The 20578-nt window shown below is 37.5% G+C and carries 14 protein-coding genes; 7 read left to right on the forward strand and 7 right to left on the reverse strand.

The window, feature by feature from the left end; translation table 11 throughout:
- The first annotated feature begins 4 nt into the window (after window positions 1-4).
- The 5 genes from L1I30_RS05405 to L1I30_RS05425 are packed head-to-tail and all read left to right on the forward strand — an operon-like array spanning window position 5 to window position 4419.
- Window positions 5-1006: a sugar kinase gene (locus L1I30_RS05405; RefSeq protein WP_236133244.1), complete on the forward strand. Its 1002-nt coding sequence runs from the start codon at window positions 5-7 to the stop codon at window positions 1004-1006.
- An 8-nt stretch (window positions 1007-1014) separates the two neighbouring features.
- A complete protein-coding gene (locus tag L1I30_RS05410) occupies window positions 1015-1686 on the forward strand; it encodes a bifunctional 4-hydroxy-2-oxoglutarate aldolase/2-dehydro-3-deoxy-phosphogluconate aldolase (protein WP_236133245.1) in 672 nt (223 codons plus the stop codon).
- Window positions 1683-2657, forward strand: a complete 975-nt coding sequence (locus tag L1I30_RS05415; RefSeq protein WP_236133246.1) for a TRAP transporter substrate-binding protein — start codon at window positions 1683-1685, stop codon at window positions 2655-2657. Before L1I30_RS05410 ends, L1I30_RS05415 begins: the two co-directional genes overlap by 4 nt.
- Window positions 2654-3133 carry a TRAP transporter small permease gene (locus L1I30_RS05420; RefSeq protein ID WP_236133247.1) on the forward strand — a complete coding sequence of 160 codons (480 nt, stop codon included), beginning with the start codon at window positions 2654-2656 and terminating at the stop codon, window positions 3131-3133. The genes L1I30_RS05415 and L1I30_RS05420 overlap by 4 nt, the downstream gene beginning before the upstream one ends.
- Window positions 3133-4419 carry a TRAP transporter large permease gene (locus L1I30_RS05425; protein ID WP_236133248.1) on the forward strand — a complete coding sequence of 429 codons (1287 nt, stop codon included), beginning with the start codon at window positions 3133-3135 and terminating at the stop codon, window positions 4417-4419. The genes L1I30_RS05420 and L1I30_RS05425 overlap by 1 nt, the downstream gene beginning before the upstream one ends.
- An 8-nt stretch (window positions 4420-4427) precedes the next feature.
- On the opposite strand, the gene L1I30_RS05430 is transcribed toward L1I30_RS05425, so the two are convergent.
- From L1I30_RS05430 to L1I30_RS05440, 3 genes are all read right to left on the reverse strand, one after another.
- Complete coding sequence (locus tag L1I30_RS05430; RefSeq protein WP_236133249.1) at window positions 4428-5462, reverse strand: LacI family DNA-binding transcriptional regulator; 1035 nt, start codon at window positions 5460-5462, stop codon at window positions 4428-4430.
- Window positions 5463-5782: 320 nt separating this feature from the next.
- A complete protein-coding gene (locus L1I30_RS05435; protein ID WP_236133250.1) occupies window positions 5783-7726 on the reverse strand; it encodes a RagB/SusD family nutrient uptake outer membrane protein in 1944 nt (647 codons plus the stop codon).
- Window positions 7727-7736: 10 nt separating this feature from the next.
- On the reverse strand, window positions 7737-10811 hold the full coding sequence (locus tag L1I30_RS05440; RefSeq protein WP_236133251.1) for a SusC/RagA family TonB-linked outer membrane protein: 3075 nt from the start codon (window positions 10809-10811) through the stop codon (window positions 7737-7739).
- A 266-nt stretch (window positions 10812-11077) separates the two neighbouring features.
- Here L1I30_RS05440 and L1I30_RS05445 point away from each other — a divergent pair, with 266 nt between their 5' ends.
- Window positions 11078-12190 carry a glycoside hydrolase family 43 protein gene (locus L1I30_RS05445; RefSeq protein ID WP_236133252.1) on the forward strand — a complete coding sequence of 371 codons (1113 nt, stop codon included), beginning with the start codon at window positions 11078-11080 and terminating at the stop codon, window positions 12188-12190.
- Window positions 12191-12195: 5 nt separating this feature from the next.
- The gene (locus L1I30_RS05450) at window positions 12196-14121 is read left to right on the forward strand and encodes a sialate O-acetylesterase (protein WP_236133253.1); all 1926 of its coding nucleotides are present in this window, start codon (window positions 12196-12198) and stop codon (window positions 14119-14121) included.
- Between the two features lie 73 nt (window positions 14122-14194).
- Here the strand turns inward: L1I30_RS05450 and L1I30_RS05455 are convergent, their stop codons facing one another.
- From L1I30_RS05455 to xylE, 4 genes are all read right to left on the reverse strand, one after another.
- Window positions 14195-15883, reverse strand: a complete 1689-nt coding sequence (locus tag L1I30_RS05455; RefSeq protein ID WP_236133254.1) for a glycoside hydrolase family 43 protein — start codon at window positions 15881-15883, stop codon at window positions 14195-14197.
- Window positions 15884-15996: 113 nt separating this feature from the next.
- Entirely contained in the window at window positions 15997-17316 is a 1320-nt protein-coding gene (xylA, locus tag L1I30_RS05460; protein ID WP_236133255.1) for a xylose isomerase, read from the reverse strand.
- Between the two features lie 2 nt (window positions 17317-17318).
- On the reverse strand, window positions 17319-18809 hold the full coding sequence (locus L1I30_RS05465) for a xylulokinase (protein ID WP_236133256.1): 1491 nt from the start codon (window positions 18807-18809) through the stop codon (window positions 17319-17321).
- 22 nt (window positions 18810-18831) lie between these two features.
- Window positions 18832-20439: a D-xylose transporter XylE gene (gene xylE / locus L1I30_RS05470; RefSeq protein WP_236133257.1), complete on the reverse strand. Its 1608-nt coding sequence runs from the start codon at window positions 20437-20439 to the stop codon at window positions 18832-18834.
- Between the last annotated feature and the right edge of the window lie 139 nt (window positions 20440-20578).

The following is a 20578-nucleotide window of genomic DNA, read 5'->3' on the forward strand; positions in this document are numbered from 1 at the left end:
TTAAATGAAGCGAAAATTAGTCACATTTGGGGAGATATTAATGCGGTTATCTTGTGAGGATCATCTCAGGTTTTCCCAGGCACACACTTTCAATGTTGTTTACGGGGGGAGCGAGGCTAATGTAGCTATTAGTGCTTCTAACTTTGGAATGTCGGTTGATTTTGTAAGTGTAGTACCTCATACTGATTTTGGAAATGCATCGCTTGCAGAGTTGAAAATAAGTAAGGTAGGGACAGATAATATCGTTTTTAGAGGCAAGCGTTTGGGTCTTTATTTTTTGGAAAAAGGAGCGGTAAATAGAGGAAGCAAGGTAATATACGATCGTGCTAATTCTTCTTTTGCTGAAGTGAAGAGTGAATGGTTTGATTGGGAAGATATTTTAAAGAATTGCAATCAATTTCATTGGTCTGGCATCACTCCGGCCATTTCAAAAGCAGCAGCTGAGGTATGTTTAGAAGCCGTGGAAACTGCCGAAAAAATGGGAATATCCATATCTGCAGATTTAAATTACAGAGGGAACTTATGGCAATATGATGTGATTCCTGAAGAGATAATGACGAACTTGGTTTCAAAAAGTAATGTCCTGTTAGCAGGCGGATATGCCTGCAAGCAGTTTTTTGGTATTCAAACCCAGAATTCATCTAACCTTGAACTTTTTGAAGAACTCACCCAAAAGTTTCCAAAACTGGAAAAAATTGCAATTACCAATCGCATTGAGATGAATGCTTCACATCATAAATGGTCAGCCAATTTGTATAATGGAAAAACGATATTAAATTCAACAGAATATGATATTTTTCCAATTGTAGATAGAGTAGGAACCGGAGATAGTTTTATGGGAGCTTTATTGTATGGGCTTCAGCATTACGAAGATCAACAAGCCTTAGATTTTGCAACAGCTGCTTCCTGTATAAAACATTCTATATATGGCGATATCAACAGAGTTTCAAAAGAAGAGGTGGTTAAATTAATGGAAGGAGATATTTCCGGACGAATTAGCAGATAAAAGAAATTATGAAAATATATTCAAGACCCGAAATAGCTTTAATATTTAAGGAAACAGGTTTAGTTCCCTTATTCTATCATGAAGACCCGGCTACTGTTATAAATGTAATGACGGCCTGTTATAAAGGAGGAGCCCGACTTTTTGAATTCACAAATCGTGGTGAATTCGCTCATGAGGTTTTTGCAGAAGTAATAAAATATTCTAGAGTTAATTGCCCTGAAATGGTATTAGGAGTAGGATCTGTAACAGATGCTGCTTCGGCTTCATTCTATTTATCTATGGGAGCTCAATTTGTGGTGAGTCCGGTCTTCAGAAAAGATATAGCGCTTGTTTGTAACAGAAGGAAAATTTTATACCTCCCGGGATGTGGTAGTTTAACAGAGATTTGTACAGCAGAAGAATGGGGGTGTGAAATTGTCAAACTATTTCCTGCAGCACTCTATGGGCCGGAATTCGTTAAAGCGGTATTAGCACCTCAACCCTGGACCTCTATAATGCCTAGTGGAGGAGTTACATTAGAAAAAGAGAATTTAAAAGATTGGTTTGAAGCTGGGGTTACTTGTGTTGGGATGGGATCTGCTCTCATTACTAAGGAATTAGTAAAAAACAGTGATTTTGGAGCTCTAGAGCAAAAGGTTTCTGAAGTGATGGATGTTATTAGAGAACTCCGAAGTAGATGAAAAAAGCACTGATATATTTATTTCTACTAGTTATGGTTTCTTCTTGCTATAAAGAAGAACCAGTAAAATCATTGAAATTAGCGCATAGTCTGGGAGTTACTCATCCGGTACATGTTGCTATGGAGTATTTTGCAGATAGAGTTAAAGAAAAATCAGGAGGAAAACTACTCATTGAAATTTATCCGAGCAGTCAATTAGGGTCAGAAAGACAATGTCTGGAACTCCTTCAAATTGGCAGTTTGGATATGACCAAAGTTTCTTCGGCGGTGATGGAAAATTTTTCACCAAAACTTAAGGTATTTGGATATCCATACCTGTTTAAAGATAAAACCCATCGCTATCATGTTTTTGATAGTAAACTGGGGGAAGAATTGCTCTTAGATGGAGAGAAGTACTGGTTGAGAGGACTTACTTATTTTGATGCCGGAAGTAGGTCGTTTTATACAAAGGATAAAGAAATTAAATCTCCTGAAGATTTAAAGGGAATGAAAATAAGAGTGATGCAAAGTCCTACCGCCATAAGCCTGATAAAAAGTTTTGGGGGAGCCGCAACACCTGTCTCATGGGGAGAACTTTACACTTCCTTGCAGCAAGGGGTTGTAGATGGCGCCGAAAATAATCTTCCAAGTTTCTACTCTTCAAAACATTATGAAATCTGTAAATTTTTTTCTGTAGATGAGCATACCTCCATTCCGGATATTTTAGTGATAAGTTCTTCAGTTTATAAAAAATTGACTGCAGAAGAAAAGAAATGGATTGATGATAGCGCAAAGGAAGCTACTGTAAAACAGCGAGAATTATGGGAAGAAGCCGAAAAAGAAGCTTTAGCTGAAATATCTAAGGCTGGGGTAAAAATCACGTATCCCAATAAGAATCTATTTAAAGAGCAAAGCATAGAAATTATTTCAGAACTTAAGGAGAATGATACAGCTATTTATAATTTGGTAAAACAAATCAGAGAAATTAAATGATAAAGGAAAAATTGAATCAGCTCCTGGAATGGATGGTAGTTTTTCTTCTATCTATTATGCTTTTAAGCGTGCTATGGGGCGTGGTTAGTAGGTATATTTTTGCAAATCAAAGTTCCTGGACTGATGAACTTGCGCGATTTATGCTGATTTGGGTAAGCATTTTAGGAGCAGCTTATATCTCCGGTAAGAACGAACATATTGCTATCGATCTTCTTCCACAATCCCTTTCAATAAGAACCAAATTAAAATTAGAAATTCTCTGTGCAATAATAATCAGCGTATTTGTGTTTGTTGTTTTTTTAATTGGCGGAAGCAGGTATGTATATATTTCCTTCAAACTGGGACAAGCTTCGGCGGCCTTATTTTTACCAATGGGATATGTTTATTTGGTAATGCCCATTGCTGGAGTAATCGTCATCTACTATAAAATATTCGATGCCATTCATGCTAACCGCAAATTAAAATTAATAGAATAATGGAAATTTTTGTCCTCATACTCAGCTTCATTATTTTAGTAGGTATCAGAGTACCTGTGGCGTGGAGTATTGGGATTTCCTCCCTACTTACCATTTTATTGAGCATACAATCTATTGCGGCTTTTACCACGATCTCTCAAAGAGTTGTCACCGGCTTGGATAGCTTTTCCTTATTGGCTATTCCGTTTTTTATAATGGCCGGACACATTATGAATAGAGGGGGCATTGCGAAACGTTTAATTGAATTTGCAAAATCTCTGGTAGGTTCTTTACCCGGCGGATTAGCTCACGTGAATATTGTTGCTGCTATGTTGTTTGGTGCTATAGCAGGCTCAGCTGGTGCTGCTGCAGCTGCCATAGGCAGCTTTATGTCGGAAAGAATGGAAAAGGAGGGGTATACCAAAGAATTTGGAGTAGCCGTAAACGTTACCTCTGCAACCACAGGATTATTAATTCCGCCCAGTAATATTTTTATTATCTATTCCTTGGCCAGTGGTGGGGTAAGTATTGGAGCTTTATTCCTTGCCGGATATATTCCCGGTATTCTTACCGGAGTATTATTAATGCTAATAGCTTTTATTTGGGCGAAAAGGAAAAATTTTCCAGCGGCAAAAAGAAGTTCATTTTCTCAGGTATATAGATCTTTCATAGCTGCTTTACCCAGTTTGTTTCTTCTATTTATTATAATCGGCGGAATTGTGGGTGGTATATTTACTGCTACAGAAGCTTCTTCGGTAGCAGTAGTCTATTGTTTAATTCTTGCCTTTTTATACAAGGAAATGACCTTAAATGGTCTTAAAGAGGTGTTGATCGAATCGGCCAGAACCATTTCTTTGGTCATGCTTTTAATAGCAATGTCTATTGCCATGTCTTGGATCATGTCTTACGAAAACATACCCCAGGAAATAACCACCGCATTATTAGCAATTAGCGATAATCCCATAATTGTCATGATTTTAATTAATCTGATTCTTTTGTTTATCGGAATCTTTATGGATATGACTCCTGCGGTTCTCATCTTTACGCCAATATTCCTTCCGGTAGTTACCGCACTTGGAATTGATCCTGTGCATTTCGGAGTGATTATGGTGCTTAATTTATGTATAGGTTTATGCACTCCGCCGGTGGGAGCGGTCTTATTTATTGGAGTTGGAGTGGCAAATACGAGTATTCAAAAAGTTATAAAACCCTTACTGCCTTTTTATGTTGCTATGCTGGCTGCTCTTATTTTAGTGATCCTATTCCCGAGCTTGAGCCTGTGGTTGCCTAAGCTTTTTGATCTATAGGAGAAGAATTATTTCTGTCTATTGCTGGAATTACGTACAATTACTTCTGTATCTAACATGGTGATTTCCGATATATTAGAGTCTAGTTTTTTAACGGAATGTTCTAAGATCTTCTGAGCTGATATTTCTCCCATTTTCATTGCAGGGTGAGAAATGGTTGATAAAGCAGGTTCTACAATTGATGAAATAGGATCATCGTTAAATCCGATAATGGCAAGTTCTTCAGGTATTTTTATTCCTTTTTCCTTTGCACATAAGATAGCACTCACTGCGGCTGTATCATTTGAAGAAAAAATTCCATCCGGTGGATTGTCCATATTCAGAAGTTGATCTGTCGCTTCTTTTCCCTCTTCAAAACTCATGGTCTCCAGATCCATTATTAGTTCCTCATCAACCTCAAGTCCGTTCTCTTTTAAAGCATCTAAATATCCCTTCTTACGTAAATTGTAAATATTCAAATGTTGAGCTCCCGCAAAATGAGCAATTCTTTTACAGCCTTGATCTATAAGATGTTGTGTTGCTCTAAAACCTGCCGAATAATTATCGATTATTACCCGATAAGAGTTAAACTCCAGCGGTACACGATCTACAAAAACAATTGGTATATTCTGATCGATAAATAGCTTGAAATGATCCAAATTTTTAGTTTCCATAGCTAATGAAACTATTAGGCCACCAATTCTACTATCATAAAGTGCTTTCGCATTACTTACCTCATTTTCATACTTGTCATTAGATTGACTAATTAAAATATTGTAGCCAGCTTTTCGTGCTGTGTTTTCTGCACCGCTTATTAAGGAAGAAATGAATGGACGATTGATTCTGGCAATCATTATACCAATGGTCTTGGTTTTATTGCTTCTAAGACTGGCAGCAATCGTATTGGGGCGGTACCCCATTTTCTTAGCTACTTTTTGGATCTCTTTTGTGGTTTTTTTACTGATGCTCTTATGATTATTAAGAGCACGGGAAATTGTTGAAGGCGAATAATTCAGCTCTTTTGCCAGATCGTAAATAGTAACTTCTTTTTTATTCTTCTTCATTAAGTAAAGTATTGAGGCTCAATTCAACTCAGTTCGTTTTCCCGAATTTTAAGAGGTTGCAAAGATAACAATTTGAATCCTTACCCAGACTATCAGTTATTATTTTTGTTAAAATCTGTTTACACCCTTTTAATTAGTATTAAAAAGAAGAATATAGATATATCTTATTTACCCTTAATAAAACTGGAGGCTGATTGATCTTTGTTAAGATAAAAAGCCACAGTAATAATACTGTGGCTTTTTAATTTGATTAAAGGATATGTTAGCTGGCACTAAGCAATTGAAAGCTAACTGGGAATACTTGTTCGAACTTCATCTTCCTAGTTATATCCAGGATTTTGATATGAAGCAGTTTCACCTTCCAGGGCATCCAATTGAGACTGGGGTATTGGTCTTAAATACAAGTATGGCTCAATCTCACGAGTTATGGTTTGCGGTGTGTGATCGCCATAGGCAGAACCAGCAATTTCATAAGTTCCTGCTATTTCTTCCCATTTCTGAGTGCGTATAAGATCATACCATCTGTAACCTTCCCCAAAATATTCTCGGGAACGTTCTGCCAGAATATAATTTATATCTATTACAGCTGGGGTTTCGGCAGTCATATCGGCACTAAAATCTTCAGTTCTAGCTATATTCCCGCTATTGTCCCAAGTCCATTTTCCGGCACGCGCACGTATTACATTAATTAGATCTCTTGCAGTTCCATTGGTAGGGTTCGCTCCTTTTACAGCGGCTTCCGCAGCAATAAAATAGAGTTCAGAGAATTTAGCAATAACAAAAGGTCTTGTGCTGGCAGCATTAGGTTGCCCTAGTCCGTCGCCATCATTAGTTCTATATACACCAAGTTTCCATAATCCGGGATAAACTACTCTGCTAATACCACGTGGAGCGATAACAAAATCGGATCTTCCAGGTAATTCTCCGGCACCGATATTACTTTTTCCGGCATCAGATGGATAGTTAACTGCAGTTGCTGGAGTTTCTCCCAAGAAAGTTAAAATTGGATCTCCGGAATTTACAGGCAGGTTATTGGCATTATATAAAACATCTGCTTCAACTCCTCCTTTTTTCCAGTTTCCACGGTAAACACTTGTAAAGGTACCGTCGAATCTTGAATCCTGAACCTTTTCATCAAAGGTATTTTCGATCACTCCAATTGGCGGTGCCATACGTGTCCATGGTCGTCCTAATTTTTGATCGGCTTCTCTTTGAACAGAACTTACTGTTTCACTGAAATTCGGTGTTAAACCGCTTCTAATAACAGTATAGTTCCACGTCATCATCCAAACTGCAAAATTATCAGGAGCGCCACCGTTGGAATAAGTTAAGCTTGATACATTATAATATTCGCTGGTTTCGGTATGATCAGCATATAGTAGTTGTTCGTTATTTCGATCGTTTGAAGCTACCTGAAGATCATAGAAAGTATCCTGTAAACCAAAAGGACCGGGATTAGCAATAGCAGTTGTAGCAACATCGTAAGCTTGCTGGAAATACCACTGAGCATCATGTCCATCTGGATCGGTTCGAGAGGTTTCAGGATAGGTTGGAATGTTGTTGGGATTTTCCAGCCACCAAGCATAGGTTAAATAAGCTTTTGCTAAATAGAGGCGTGCTAAGGTTTTGGTTGCACCTCCTGTAACTCTGGGGCTATCCGGCAGATCTGCTACGGCGGTTACCAAATCGGGAAATACTCCTCTCGTATAAACCTCAGGTACAGTATTTCTCACAGAAGTTCGTACAGGATTTGTATTGAATTTAAGTTCTCCTGCTCCTAAGTCTAAAGGAACTCCTCCAAATGTTTGTACTAGCATGAAATAATCAAAAGCTCTAAAAAAACGAGCCTCAGCTATTAAGGCATCTTCAATTCCAACTTCAGAGGCATTTTCTATGATACCACTTGCAGTATTGATATTGGGAAAAGCTGCTCCCCATAACACATCTGCCCGGCTATCTTGTGCGGTAATTTTACCTTCTCCGGAAACATCCATTACCTTGAAGTTCTGGTCGGCACTCTGAGCATAGGTTGCCTCATCTGTTCCTGTTAAAGTAGTATTATAGAAATAGGCTTGGCCGTAAATATAACGCAGGTGCGCATACATTGCGGTCAATCCGCCATATACTCCTTCTTCAGTTTGAAAAAAGCCGGGTTCGTAAACACTTCTTGGCTTTTCATCAAGAAGATCATCAGCACAGGAAGCTAAAAATAAGGTCATGAGTAAGATTCCTATGAACTTTTTTGAATTAACAATTCTCTTCATAATCTATTTTTTAAAAAGTTAAATTAAGCCCAAGTAGATAGTTCCTTGTTGCGGGCGTATTGGTACCTACTGTAAGTAATCTTCTTTGATAAGAAGTAGTGATTGCGGCGTTCTCATCTCCATAGGAGTTAGTTTCTGGATCTAAGCCAGACTCTTTATGAAAGGGGGAAAATAGAACAAATGGATTCTGAACGGTTCCATACAAACGTAACCTGTCCATACCTAATTTATCTACAAGGCCTTGCTCAAAATTATAACCAAGCGTAATGGATCTAATCTTTAGGTATGAGGCATCAAAATAACCAAGCGTAGAACCATATTTTGGATTGTCTCCACTTGCAATTCCTCCTGGAGCAGGGTACCTGGCACCGGTGTTTTGAGGAGTGTAATAGTCTACATCAACATTTCCCCGGCGACCGCTTAGTAAGTTTAAATAACCAGAAGAACCGTGTAAAGTGCTAATTAAAATACCTCCTTTTTGAAAAGCTCCCACAGTAGTTAGGTCGAAACCTTTATATGATAAGCGTGTGTTGAAACCTCCTTGAAAATCGGGCTCTATACTCTGAACTTGTCTGTCTTCAGGTCCAATTGCTCGAACCGGAGTACCATCAGCATTATAATCACCGGTGTATTTAACCTTGATCATACCAACATTTCCACCTGGTTCCAAAATATCCAAATATGGATCACCTTCCTGCCATAAACCTTCATATTCATAATCGAATATAGAGTTGATAGGAGAGCCAACAAACCAAGCGTTTGCTTCGTCTCGTTGCTGACCGGAAGCAAGTGAAACCAGTTTGTTATCGTTGGCATAAAAGTTAATTCCTGCTTCCCATGAGAAACCATCAGGATTGTCAATTATTAAGCCGTTAAGAGAAACTTCTACTCCTTTGTTTTGAGTTTCCCCTACGTTTTGAGTTACACTTCCTACACCCGAAGTTGGGGGTAAGCCTACACTTAATAGTAAATCTTTGGTGTTAGTAACATAATATTCTAAAGTACCTGATAATCTACGATCCAATAGTGAGAAATCCAGTCCGTAATTCCAGGTAGTAGAGTATTCCCATCCCAGATTTGGGTTAGGAAGTTGTGATACATAATATCCTATAGAATAATTATCGTCTCCAAAATTATAAGGTCTGGTAGCTAAAAGACCAAGAGTTTGATATGGATCTACCGCCTGATTTGAGGTCTCCCCGTATCCTGCACGAAGCTTTAAAGAATTAATTAATTCCACATCTTCCATGAAACTTTCATTTTTGATATTCCATCCCGCCGATACAGCCGGATAGGTGTTCCACTGGTAACCTTTTGCTAACCTCGATGAACCGTCAGATCGCACCGTAGCAGTAAGGAAGTACCGGTTGTCGTATTCATACATCGCACGACCCATATAAGATTGGAGTCCGCTAATATAATATCCCTGATTATCAGGATTAATTGTTATTTCTCCAGTAGCACGACCTAAGTTGTAAAACTGAAATTGATCGGAAGGAATATCTCTGGCTTGGATAGATGAACTATTAAACTTAGTTTGTTCAGAAGAAAATAAACCAGTTAAGTTGATACTATGTTTTCCGAATTGTCGATCGTAACTTAGGATGTTTTCTACAACCCAACGTGTGGTTTGAGAATTCCCAATAGAGGCGGTGGAAGGAGTAGTTGCTGTTGCACTAAACACTCCTTGTCCTGTATAGTTACCACTATTGCTAGTTCTATAATTTAAACCAAGATTGATTCTATATTTTAAACCTTCAACTCCGGGAATTTTAACTTCACCATAGATATTATTATATGAGCCAAAAGCCTTCGTTTTGTCAACCCAGCGGTCTCCTAGATTATTAATAGACTCTTCCGTGTAAACCCACTGATCATCGGCTGCCATGGAAATAACTCTTTTAAGTGAGCCATCTTCATTATATGGGTTCGCTATGGAAGAGCTTGCCAATACTCCATACATACCTAAGTTGTTACCGTTATTGATAGCGTAATTATTGTATGTAGAAATTCCGAAACGAAAATAATCACCAACTGCCTGATCGATACTTCCTCTAAGAGATATACGCTCATAATCCTGTCCGGGTAAAACGGCTTCTTCTTTATAATATCCTAATCCGAAATTATAACTACCGGTTTCGGTACCTCCTCTTAAACCTACATCATGATTAGTCACTATTCCTGTTCTATAGAATAGATCTTGCCAGTCGGTATCAACATCATCAAATTCATCAACGCCATTTGTGAATTGTCCTGCAGCCGCACGTAAAGCAACGAAATCAGGTCCACTCATCATTGGATATTTTGAAAATACTTCCTGTAATCCCGTGTAGGTATTGTAACTAAATGTAGCTTCCTGATTACGTTGGCCACCATTCGTGGTGATCAAAACTACCCCGTTAGCTCCTCTTGAACCGTAAATAGCTGTAGCCGAAGCATCTTTAAGAACATCTATACTTTTTATATCATTCGGACTTATATCAGTAATAGATCCTGAAAAAGGAATACCATCTAAAACAATTAATGGGTCGTTACTAGCGGTTAATGAGCGTGTTCCTCTAATTCTAATTTGAAGGGGCGATCCCGGTTTACTGGAAGTTTGATTTAACTGCACCCCTGGTAACCGACCTTGTAAGGCTTCAGTGACGTTTGCTGAAGGAACTTCTCGTAAGCTCTCCCCATCTAATGAGGCAACAGACCCCGTAACGGCCTCTCGTCGTTGTGTACCATAACCCACTACAACGATTTCGTCTAAAGCTTCAGAATCAACTTGTAGTGTAATGTTAAGTGAAGTTCTGCCGTTAACTGCTACCTCCTGAGTGGTATAGCCAACGTAACTAAATTGTAAGACTGAGTTAGCAGGAATATCTGAGATAGTGTAATTTCCATCAAAATCGGTTGTTGTCCCTTTATTGGTGCCTTTAACAATAACTGTTACGCCTAACAAAGATCCGTTTTCATCATTTACATGACCGGATACATTGATATTTGATTGCGCGTAAATAAATAAAGATTGGGTTAGAAAAAGCATCAGCAGAAAGCTCTTTGAAACGCTTTTTTTTCTAAGTGGAATTTTTAAGATCATTTGTTAGTGGTTTTTAATTCTTAACACGGAATAATGTTATTTGCATAAAAAAACAATAGTATAATTGTTATTATGATAAATATAGGTAAAATTTATTATTACGAAATCGGTTGCGTAAAATTTCTTCAAAAAAATTAAAATTAATGTTAAGTCAGTTTATAATGAGTTGATAATTAATCTTTTATGTTATTATACAATTTACAAATACGATTGAGTAAAATTTTTTCTATTTTAGTAAGGTTTAATCTTAATATCAAAATATAATTATGGCTAAATTTTATCTAAAATTCGGAATACTTACCATGGGGGTACTAGGGATTATATCCTGTAAAAATGAACAAGAAAAAGTTGAAGATTTTCCTGTTGAACCCCAAAGCGAAGCTGAGGTATTAAATGTTAGTTCAGAACCATTAATTACAGATAATTTTACTGCTGATCCATCAGCCCATGTATTTCAAGACAAGTTATATATATACCCTTCTCATGATTATTATTCCGGTATTCCCGAAGATGATTTAGGTAGCCATTTTAATATGAGAGATTACCATGTATATTCCATGGATAGTGTAGGAGGGAAGATCACCGACCATGGTGTTGCACTAGATGTTAAGGATGTAAAATGGGCCAAAAGACAAATGTGGGCTCCCGATGCTGCAGAAAAAGATGGTAAATACTATCTGTATTTTCCAGCAAAAGATAAGGATGATATCTTCAGAATAGGGGTTGCAACATCCGATAATCCTGGTGGTCCTTTTGTTGCGCTTCCAGAACCAATAGAGAATACCTTCAGCATAGATCCTGCGGTTTTTAAGGATTCCGATAATGAATATTATCTTTATTTTGGAGGTATCTGGGGAGGACAACTTCAGCGTTGGCAGAATGACACATTTGAAATGGAAGATGCTTACCCAGCTGATACAGCTTCTGCCTTGAAGCCAAAAATCGCGAAACTAAACAGCGATATGGTGAGTCTTGCAGAAACTCCACGAGATATTCAGATCTTGGATGAAAATGGTAAAGAGCTTACTACCGGTGATAATGAAAGAAGATTTTTTGAAGCGGCCTGGGTACATAAGATGAATGGTAAATATTATTTGTCATATTCAACAGGGGATACACATAATATTGCCTATGCTGTAGGAGACAGCCCATATGGACCTTTTACTTATAAGGGAGTAATCTTAAAGCCTGTATTGGGTTGGACCAATCATCACTCTATTGTAGAGTTTAAGGGAAAATGGTATCTATTCTATCATGATAGCTCACTTTCTGGCGGAAAGACCTATTTAAGAAGTATTAAAATGACAGAATTGAAATTTAATGATGATGGTAGTATTCGTACTATAGATGCGATGGTTTCTAACGATGGAATAAAGTAATAAGTATGAAATATTTGCTCGGTCTTCTTTTCTTTGTTTTTATACCATCTACATTATTAGCTCAAATTAGGTTGCCTAAATTGGTAGATGATGGCATGGTACTTCAACGGGATGCAAAAATTAAAATATGGGGATGGTCTTCACCGGAAGAAGAAATTACACTTGAGTTTGGTGAGGTTTCCTTAAAAACTAAGGCTGATGATAAAGGTAACTGGAGTTTGAACTTATCTAACCTGCAGGCGGGCGGACCTTTTAATATGATGATTTCCGGAAAGAACCAAATAGAAATCAAGTATGTCTATGTAGGCGATGTTTGGCTATGTTCTGGACAGTCGAATATGGAAACTCCTATGTCTCGTGTAGCTCCCTTGTATCAACAAGAAATAGATTCAGCAAATAATGAATATATCAGGTATTTTGAAGTGCCTAAAGATTATGATCTTGTGGCACCCAGAAGAGAGCTATCTGGAGGGAAATGGGAAGCCGTAAATCGACAGAACATAGAGCATTTCTCAGCTGTAGCTTATTTTTTTGCTAAAAATCTTTATGAGACCTATAATGTTCCAATAGGCTTGATCAATTCCAGTTTGGGAGGTTCGCCCGTAGAGGCTTGGCTGAGTGAAGAGTCTTTGATGCAATTTCCCGAATATTTGGCAGAAGTAAATAGATTGAGACCCCAGGGAGTTGTTGACAGTCTTGAGAAAATTGATAGAGATAGAGGTAGCAACTGGTATGCACAAATAAATGCTGAAGACAAAGGGATTAGGGAAAGCTGGAAATCAGAGAACTTTGATGACAGCCAATGGAAAGTGCTGGATATTCCAGCCTATTGGTCAGATTCTGATTTGGGTGAGGTAAATGGTGTAGTATGGTTTAGAAAAAACTTTGAACTATCAAAAACACCAGACAGTAAGGCAGCCAAACTTTTGATGGGTAGAATCGTGGATGCCGATTCTGTATTTGTGAACGGGGAATTTATAGGAAACACCACCTATCAATACCCGCCAAGACGATATACCATTCCCCCGGGCATTTTAAAAAAAGGCACTAATACTATTAGTGTTAAGATTATTAATGAAAGAGGAAAAGGTGGTTTTATTACCGATAAACCTTATGAATTGAACATAGGTGAAACTACTATTGATTTAAAAGGATCTTGGAAGTATAATTTAGGTGTTAAGATGACCTCTTTAGAGCCATCGGTTTCTTACCAGCGAAAGCCTGAAGGATTGTTTAATGCGATGATAAATCCGCTGACAAATTATAGCATAAAAGGAGCGATATGGTATCAGGGAGAATCTAATACTGCTAAGCCTGAAGAATACCAGCAACTTTTTAGTTCTATGATCCAGGACTGGAGAAGCAAATGGAATCAAAACCCGAAGAATTTTCCTTTCTTATTTGTTCAGCTAGCTAATTTTATGGAATCTTTCGACCATCCCACCGATAGCAATTGGGCTCGTTTAAGGGAATCTCAACTTAAAACCCTGGCGCTTCCAGAAACTGGAATGGCGGTTACTATAGATGTTGGAGAATGGAATGATATACATCCATTAAACAAAAAACCTGTAGGGGATAGATTAGCCCAAGCAGCCAAGAAAGTGGCCTACAAAGAAGATGTATTGCCCAGTGGTCCAATAGTGGATTCTTATAAAATTAAAGGAGATTCTATAATAATTGAATTTAAGAATGTAGGAAAATCATTGATGATGAAAGGAGGCGAAGAGTTGAAAGAGTTTGCAATTGCGGGAGAAGACAGGAATTTTGTATGGGCCAATGCCCGAATGGTGGGTAATAAAGTAATAGTTTCTAGTCCTGAAATTAAAAACCCTGTCGCAGTTCGTTATGCATGGGCAAATAATCCCGATGAAGCTAATCTTTACAACCAGCAAGGGCTTCCCGCTTCACCTTTTAGAACAGATAACTGGTAGACCAACCCGATTATTAATAAATAAAAAAATGCCAGAGATAACTCTGGCATTTTTTATACTATAATTTTTATTATTACTCTGTTTTGTAAACATCATCATCTCCTGAATATTCAAACCAATCTATTTTAGCAATGTTATCTGACTCCTCACCTTCAGAAGTGGTATACATAGCGAGCGTAGTGCCTACAAATCCACCGGCTGTTCGAGTGCTGAGGTAATAACCATCTACATTTTTAATTAGATCCTTCCAATTCCCGCTTTCTAGGGCATATTTAAAGTAATACTTATTTCCATCAAATGAAATTTTAAGCCCTAGAGTATTGCAGTTTGCTATTTTCGCAGATGCCAATACTTCAAAGCCTTGCTCATTCATTTTGCGCAATTGAATAACAGATCCGGTATTATCAAGAGTTTTACATAAATAGTAGGCATGTGTTTCATTTTGAAAAGCAACTATCCCGGCACTTTCATTTACAGAATTGGCTTCAAAAGTTAATTCGATACTAGCTTCCCCTTTCAAATGTTGTTGTCTGTGACCAATAAAACTTGGGTTGGAAGTACCACGAATAGTTTCGGGACGAGTTTTCATTATCAGCATCCCATTTTTAAGATCGAACCATTTTTTATGAGGAGTTCTTAAGAAGAGCCAATTAAATCCCAGCGTTTCATTTTCAAAATTTTTGGTGAAGGTGAAATTTCCACTAAAAGGAAATAGGTCTTTATTAATGCTTGTGCCTGCAGGTAATGGGTAGTTGTATTTTATTTCTTCTCCTCCCAGATCAAAAATTGGCCAATCCTCTTCCCATTTTACGGGAGCAAGAAAAGTTTCTCTACCGGTATTATAGAAATCCCCCGCATAAGGTCGCACTGCCAGAAAGATACCATACCATTCATTATTAGGACTTTTAACGAGATCTGCATGTCCGGCTGAGGTAATTGGGTGTTTTCTATCAGGGTCTAAATGCCTTTGCGTAAGTATTGGGTTATTTTTATAAGGGATAAACTTGCTGTTTATGTCTTTCGTTCGATAAATCATTTCAGAATGATTAACTGCGGTTCCCCCTTCGGCTGTCATTAGATAATAATAGCCATTGAGTTTGTAAATACGGGGCCCTTCCGCCCAAATTGGCTTTTTAGAAAAATCGACCCCACCGTTCACAAGTATTCTATTCTCCCCATTAACCGTCAATTTTTTTTGATCAAATTCAAACATTCTAATAGTTCGATGTCCATCATACTCGGGTTTGTTATTGGGAGCATCCCCGTTATAAACTATGTATGATTTATCTTCATCAAAAAATAAACCCGGGTCTATTCCTTTAACTTCGGGAAGCCAAACGAGATTGGACCATGGTCCAGCTGGATTTTTAGAAGTGACAACAAAATTTCCTGGACCATCAACAACAGTGCATGTAACATAAAAAACACCTTTATTATAACTGATATCTGGAGCAAAAATAGCTCTGGAAACACCAAAACCTTCCAAATCTAATTGTTCTGGTCTATCCAGAACATTCCCGATTTGAGTCCAATTTACTAGATCTTTACTATGGAAAATGGGTATTCCGGGAAAGAAAGCAAAGGTAGAATGAACCATATAATAATTTCCTTTTCCATCATCGGTAATACTCGGGTCGGGATACCATCCTGCTAAAATTGGATTTTGATAGGTGTGTTGACCAAATATCTTATTTGTAGAAAATAGTACAGAAAAGATAAAAATACAGAGGAATTTATGTTGTGTATTTAGTTTTAAATCCATGATAATTAATATGTTATAAAATGAAATTAAATTGTCAAGCGTTTTTTAGGTAAAAAAATATCGAAGCTGGCTAGCTTCGATATTTTTATTGGTACATATAATAGAATTTAAGCTTAATAAGCGTTTGCTATAATTTGTTCAAAAAGCTCTTGTTTTCCACTTCTTTGTTGAGGTTCTCCATTGTTTCTGGCAATTTCACTTATTGCTTCCAGAGATAATTCTCCTTTTTCAAATTTAGCCCCATTACCTTGATCGAATGATTGATAGCGCTCTTTGCGAAGTTTTTTATAATCGGTATTTTTCAAAATATTATCTGCACATATTAATCCTCTGGCAAAAGAATCCATTCCCGAGATATGGGCGATAAATTTATCTTCAAGATCTGTAGAGTTTCGACGCATTTTGGCATCAAAATTAATTCCACCCCCTTGAATTCCGCCACCTTCTAAAATAACCAACATGGCTTGTGTGATCTCATAGATGTTTATTGGAAACTGATCGGTATCCCATCCATTTTGATAGTCACCTCTATTGGCATCAATACTTCCCAGCATGCCGGCATCTACCGCTACTTGTAATTCATGTTGGAAGGTGTGACCTGCTAAAGTAGCATGATTAACTTCCAGATTAAGTTTGAAATCTTTTTCGAGCCCGTATTTATGGATAAAACCTAATGTGGTAGCCGCGTCAAAATCATATTGATGTTTGGTAGGTTCCATAGGTTTAGGTTCAATTAGAAAAGTGCCTTTAAAACCTTGTTTTCGAGCATAATCTCTACACATGGTCAGGAATTTTGCTAAATGTTCCTGTTCGCGTTTCATATCGGTATTCAAAAGACTCATATATCCTTCTCGACCTCCCCAGAATACGTAATTTTCTCCGCCTAAGGCAATAGTAGCATCGATAGCGATCTTGGCCTGAGCTCCTGCATATGCCAGAACATCAAAATCGGGGTTAGTAGAAGCGCCATTCATATAACGAGGGTTACTGAACAGGTTTGAAGTTCCCCATAGTAATTTGATGCCAGTTTCTTTTTGCTTTTGTTTAGCATGTTCTACAAGTGCCTGAACTCTTTTTTCAAATTCAGCTAATGTGGGAGCTTCGTCTACTACATCCAGGTCGTGAAAACAGTAATAGGGGATACTTAATTTGCTCATAAATTCGAAAGCAGCATCCATTTTGTCTTTAGCTCTTAAAATTACATCTTCGTTCTTATCCCACTCAAATGTTTCGGTATCTGCACCAAACGGATCACCTCCTTTGTTACATAATGTGTGCCAGTAAGCCATAGAAAAGCGTAGGTGCTCCTTTAAAGTCTTTCCAGCAACTACAAGATTCTCATCGTACCATTTAAAAGCAAGCGGATTCTTACTTTCTCTACCTTCAAATTTGATTTTATCGATGTTCGAAAAAAATGATTTAGATTTTGTCATAATTATTCAATATTTATGTGATTTTTCCATTCTTCATATAATTCCTGATATTGAGAAGTTAGCGTACTTGTAGGTTCTATGCGTTCTATGCATTTTAAACCTCCAAAAGCTTCTTCTAATTTTTTGTAATAACCATAGCCATATGCAGCACCTCGGGCAGCTCCTTCTGCTCCTGAAGTATTGAAAAGTTCTAAAGTGGTTTGAGTGGTATTTGTAAATATCTCTCTAAAAACAGGGCTTAAAAAAAGATTTGCATTTCCGGCTCTAACAATGTTTCCGGAAACCCCCACCGATTTCATAATATCAAAGCCGTAATTCATTGCGTAAACAATACCTTCACAGGCTGCACGAATTACATGTCCTTTTTGATGTATGTTGAAGTTAAGGTTCTCAATACCAGAATTAACTTTCTTATTGTTGAATATTCGCTCCACTCCATTTCCAAAAGGATAAAATCGCAAATGCTTACTACCAGGGTTTACTTTGGCGGCTTCAGCATTCAACTTTTCATAGGAGATAAGATTTTTTTCATTATCCGACATTATTTTGCGTAGCCATTGGTATAATATTCCTGAGCCATTAATACACAACATTACTCCATTTCGTTTTTCAGCTTCAGAATTGTTTGCGTGCAAAAAGGTGTTGATTCTATTATTCTCATCGTAATTATCTTTATCACTAACCGCATATATTACCGCTGAAGTACCTGCAGTAGTTGCAATTTCTCCAGGGTTTAGTACATTAAGCGATAGGGCATTATTTGGTTGGTCTCCCGCTCTATAGGTGATTTTAGTGCTGGGATTTAAACCTAATTCTTCTGCTACCTCTTTATTAATGCTTGCCTGATGGTCGAAGTTTGGCACGATCTCAGGAATTAGCTCTTCCTTGATTCCCATTTCATTTAAGACCTCAATAGCTAACGCACCTTTTTTGAAATTCCAGAGGGCGGCTTCCGATAATCCCGAAATACTTATTTGAGCAACGCCTGATAGTTTTGCAGCAATAAAATCTCCGGGAAGCATCATATGTGCAGCCTTGGCATATATATCTGGTTGATTAAGCTTAACCCACTTCAACTTTGAAGCTGTGAAATTCCCTGGGCTTCCTAAAATGGTCCTTTTGCAAAAGTCATGACCCAAATTATCATAAGATTCATCTCCAATAGATGCTGCCCGACTATCACACCATATAATGGAAGGGCGAACAGGGTTGAGCTTCTTATCTACTAGAATCAATCCATGCATTTGATAGGAGATACCAATGCTAGCAATTTTTTTTATATCAATATGATGTTTGGTAGCTAAAATCTTTATTCCCTGTTTAGTATAATTCCACCAATCATTTGGATCTTGCTCTGCCCAGCCAAATTCTGGAGCTTTGATATCCATCTCAAATTCGGGAACGTTTATATCACATATAGAAACTCCTTTTTCTGCATCGAGTACCGATAGCTTAATTGAAGAACTTCCTAAATCTATTCCTAAAAAGTACATTTTGCTCTTTTAAATTTAATTTTTACACTTCTGTTTCCGGCTTCCATAAGGTTTCCATTTCTTCTAATGTTCTACCTTTGGTCTCAGGAACGAACTTCCAGATAAATATTCCGGAGAGTATCGCCATTCCACCATATATCCAATATGAAAATCCATGGTTGAACATTTCGGTTAATCGTACATTATTGTTCATCATTGGGAAGGTCCACGACACCATTAGGTTGGCTAACCATTGTACTGCGACTGCAAATGCCATAACACCTTTAATTTTATTAGGAAATATTTCTGATAATAACACCCATGTAACCGGTCCCCAGGACATTGCGAAAGCAGCAATGTATAGAAGCATAAGGATTAAGGCTGGTAACCCACTTGACTCATTATATAAAACGGTACCTAAGCCAATCATGCTTATAGCCATTACGACACTACCAATTATCATTAATTTTTTTCTTCCAAATTTATCAACCGTAAATATTGCCAGTACTGTAAAGAGCATATTTATGGCTCCCACCACTATGGTTAAGAGCATAGAAGCATCGGTTTCCATTCCCATACCTTTAAAAATTTGGGGGGCATAATATAATACCACGTTTATACCCACAAATTGTTGAAATATGGAAAGTAAAAGTCCTATAATTACAACCGCCCACCCGTAAAATAACCAAGGTTCTTTTTTATGATTAAAAGAAGCGGCAATTTCTTTTAAAATATTAGTTGCTTTCTCAGGTCCGTTTAAACGGGTTAGAACTTCCATAGCCTTGTCTTTATTTCCTTTCATAACCTGAAAACGCGGAGTTTTAGGAACTAATAATAGAAAGAGAAAGAAGACAGCAGCAGGGATGGTTTCTGAAAAGAACATGTTTCGCCAGCCTACGGTATTTATCCATTCTTCAGTTTGACCTTTTACTATAAAATAGTTCACGAAATAGACCACAAGCATTCCTGTTACAATGGCAAACTGATTCCAGGAAACCAGTTTTCCTCTAATATTTGCTGGAGCCATTTCTGCAATGTATAAGGGGGCTAACATACTTGCCAGTCCCACACCCATACCACCTAAGATTCGATAGAGAATGAAGGAAGTAAGTTTATCTCCAAAGAAAATGTTCATGGCTTCTGGATATGCCGATCCGCAGGCAGATAATATAAATAGAAAGGCCGAAATAATTAATCCGTTCCGGCGGCCTATTGAATTAGCGATATTATCTCCCATAGATGCTCCCATGATACACCCAACCAAAGCACTACTTACCATAAAGCCTAAAATTGAATTTTTCAGGTTTTCGGTAAGTATGCCCGGTAAGGTTAGAAACTGGAAGTAATAAATTCCGGCTCCAAGCAATAAGAAGCCTATAACGATTGCGTAACTGAACCTGTTTTTGAAAAGTTTCAGCATAAAAGAACCAAATAAAATAGCTATTGCAAAAATGCAAATACTCAGAATGATTTTGAACTGAAAGATGGAGGCAACAGCCTCAGCCGGATTATCTTCTAAGGCTGTTATAAAATGATTTTCCAAAGCGCCAACGGCTCCAGATATTACGGCGGTATCATAACCAAAGAGTAAACCTCCTAAACTTGCTACTGCGGTAATAAGAAAAACGCTACTTTTATTTTTTAAGAACATATTATAGTCAGATTAACAATTAGCTAATGGTAGTATTGACTACAAGTATATTCATTAATTCACGATTTAGCAATTAAATAAGGTGAAAATTTACTATTATCATTATTAAGCTATATTCATTTTGAGAATTTACTTGCTA

Source organism: Gillisia lutea, assembly GCF_021568705.1.
Taxonomy (GTDB): domain Bacteria; phylum Bacteroidota; class Bacteroidia; order Flavobacteriales; family Flavobacteriaceae; genus Gillisia; species Gillisia lutea.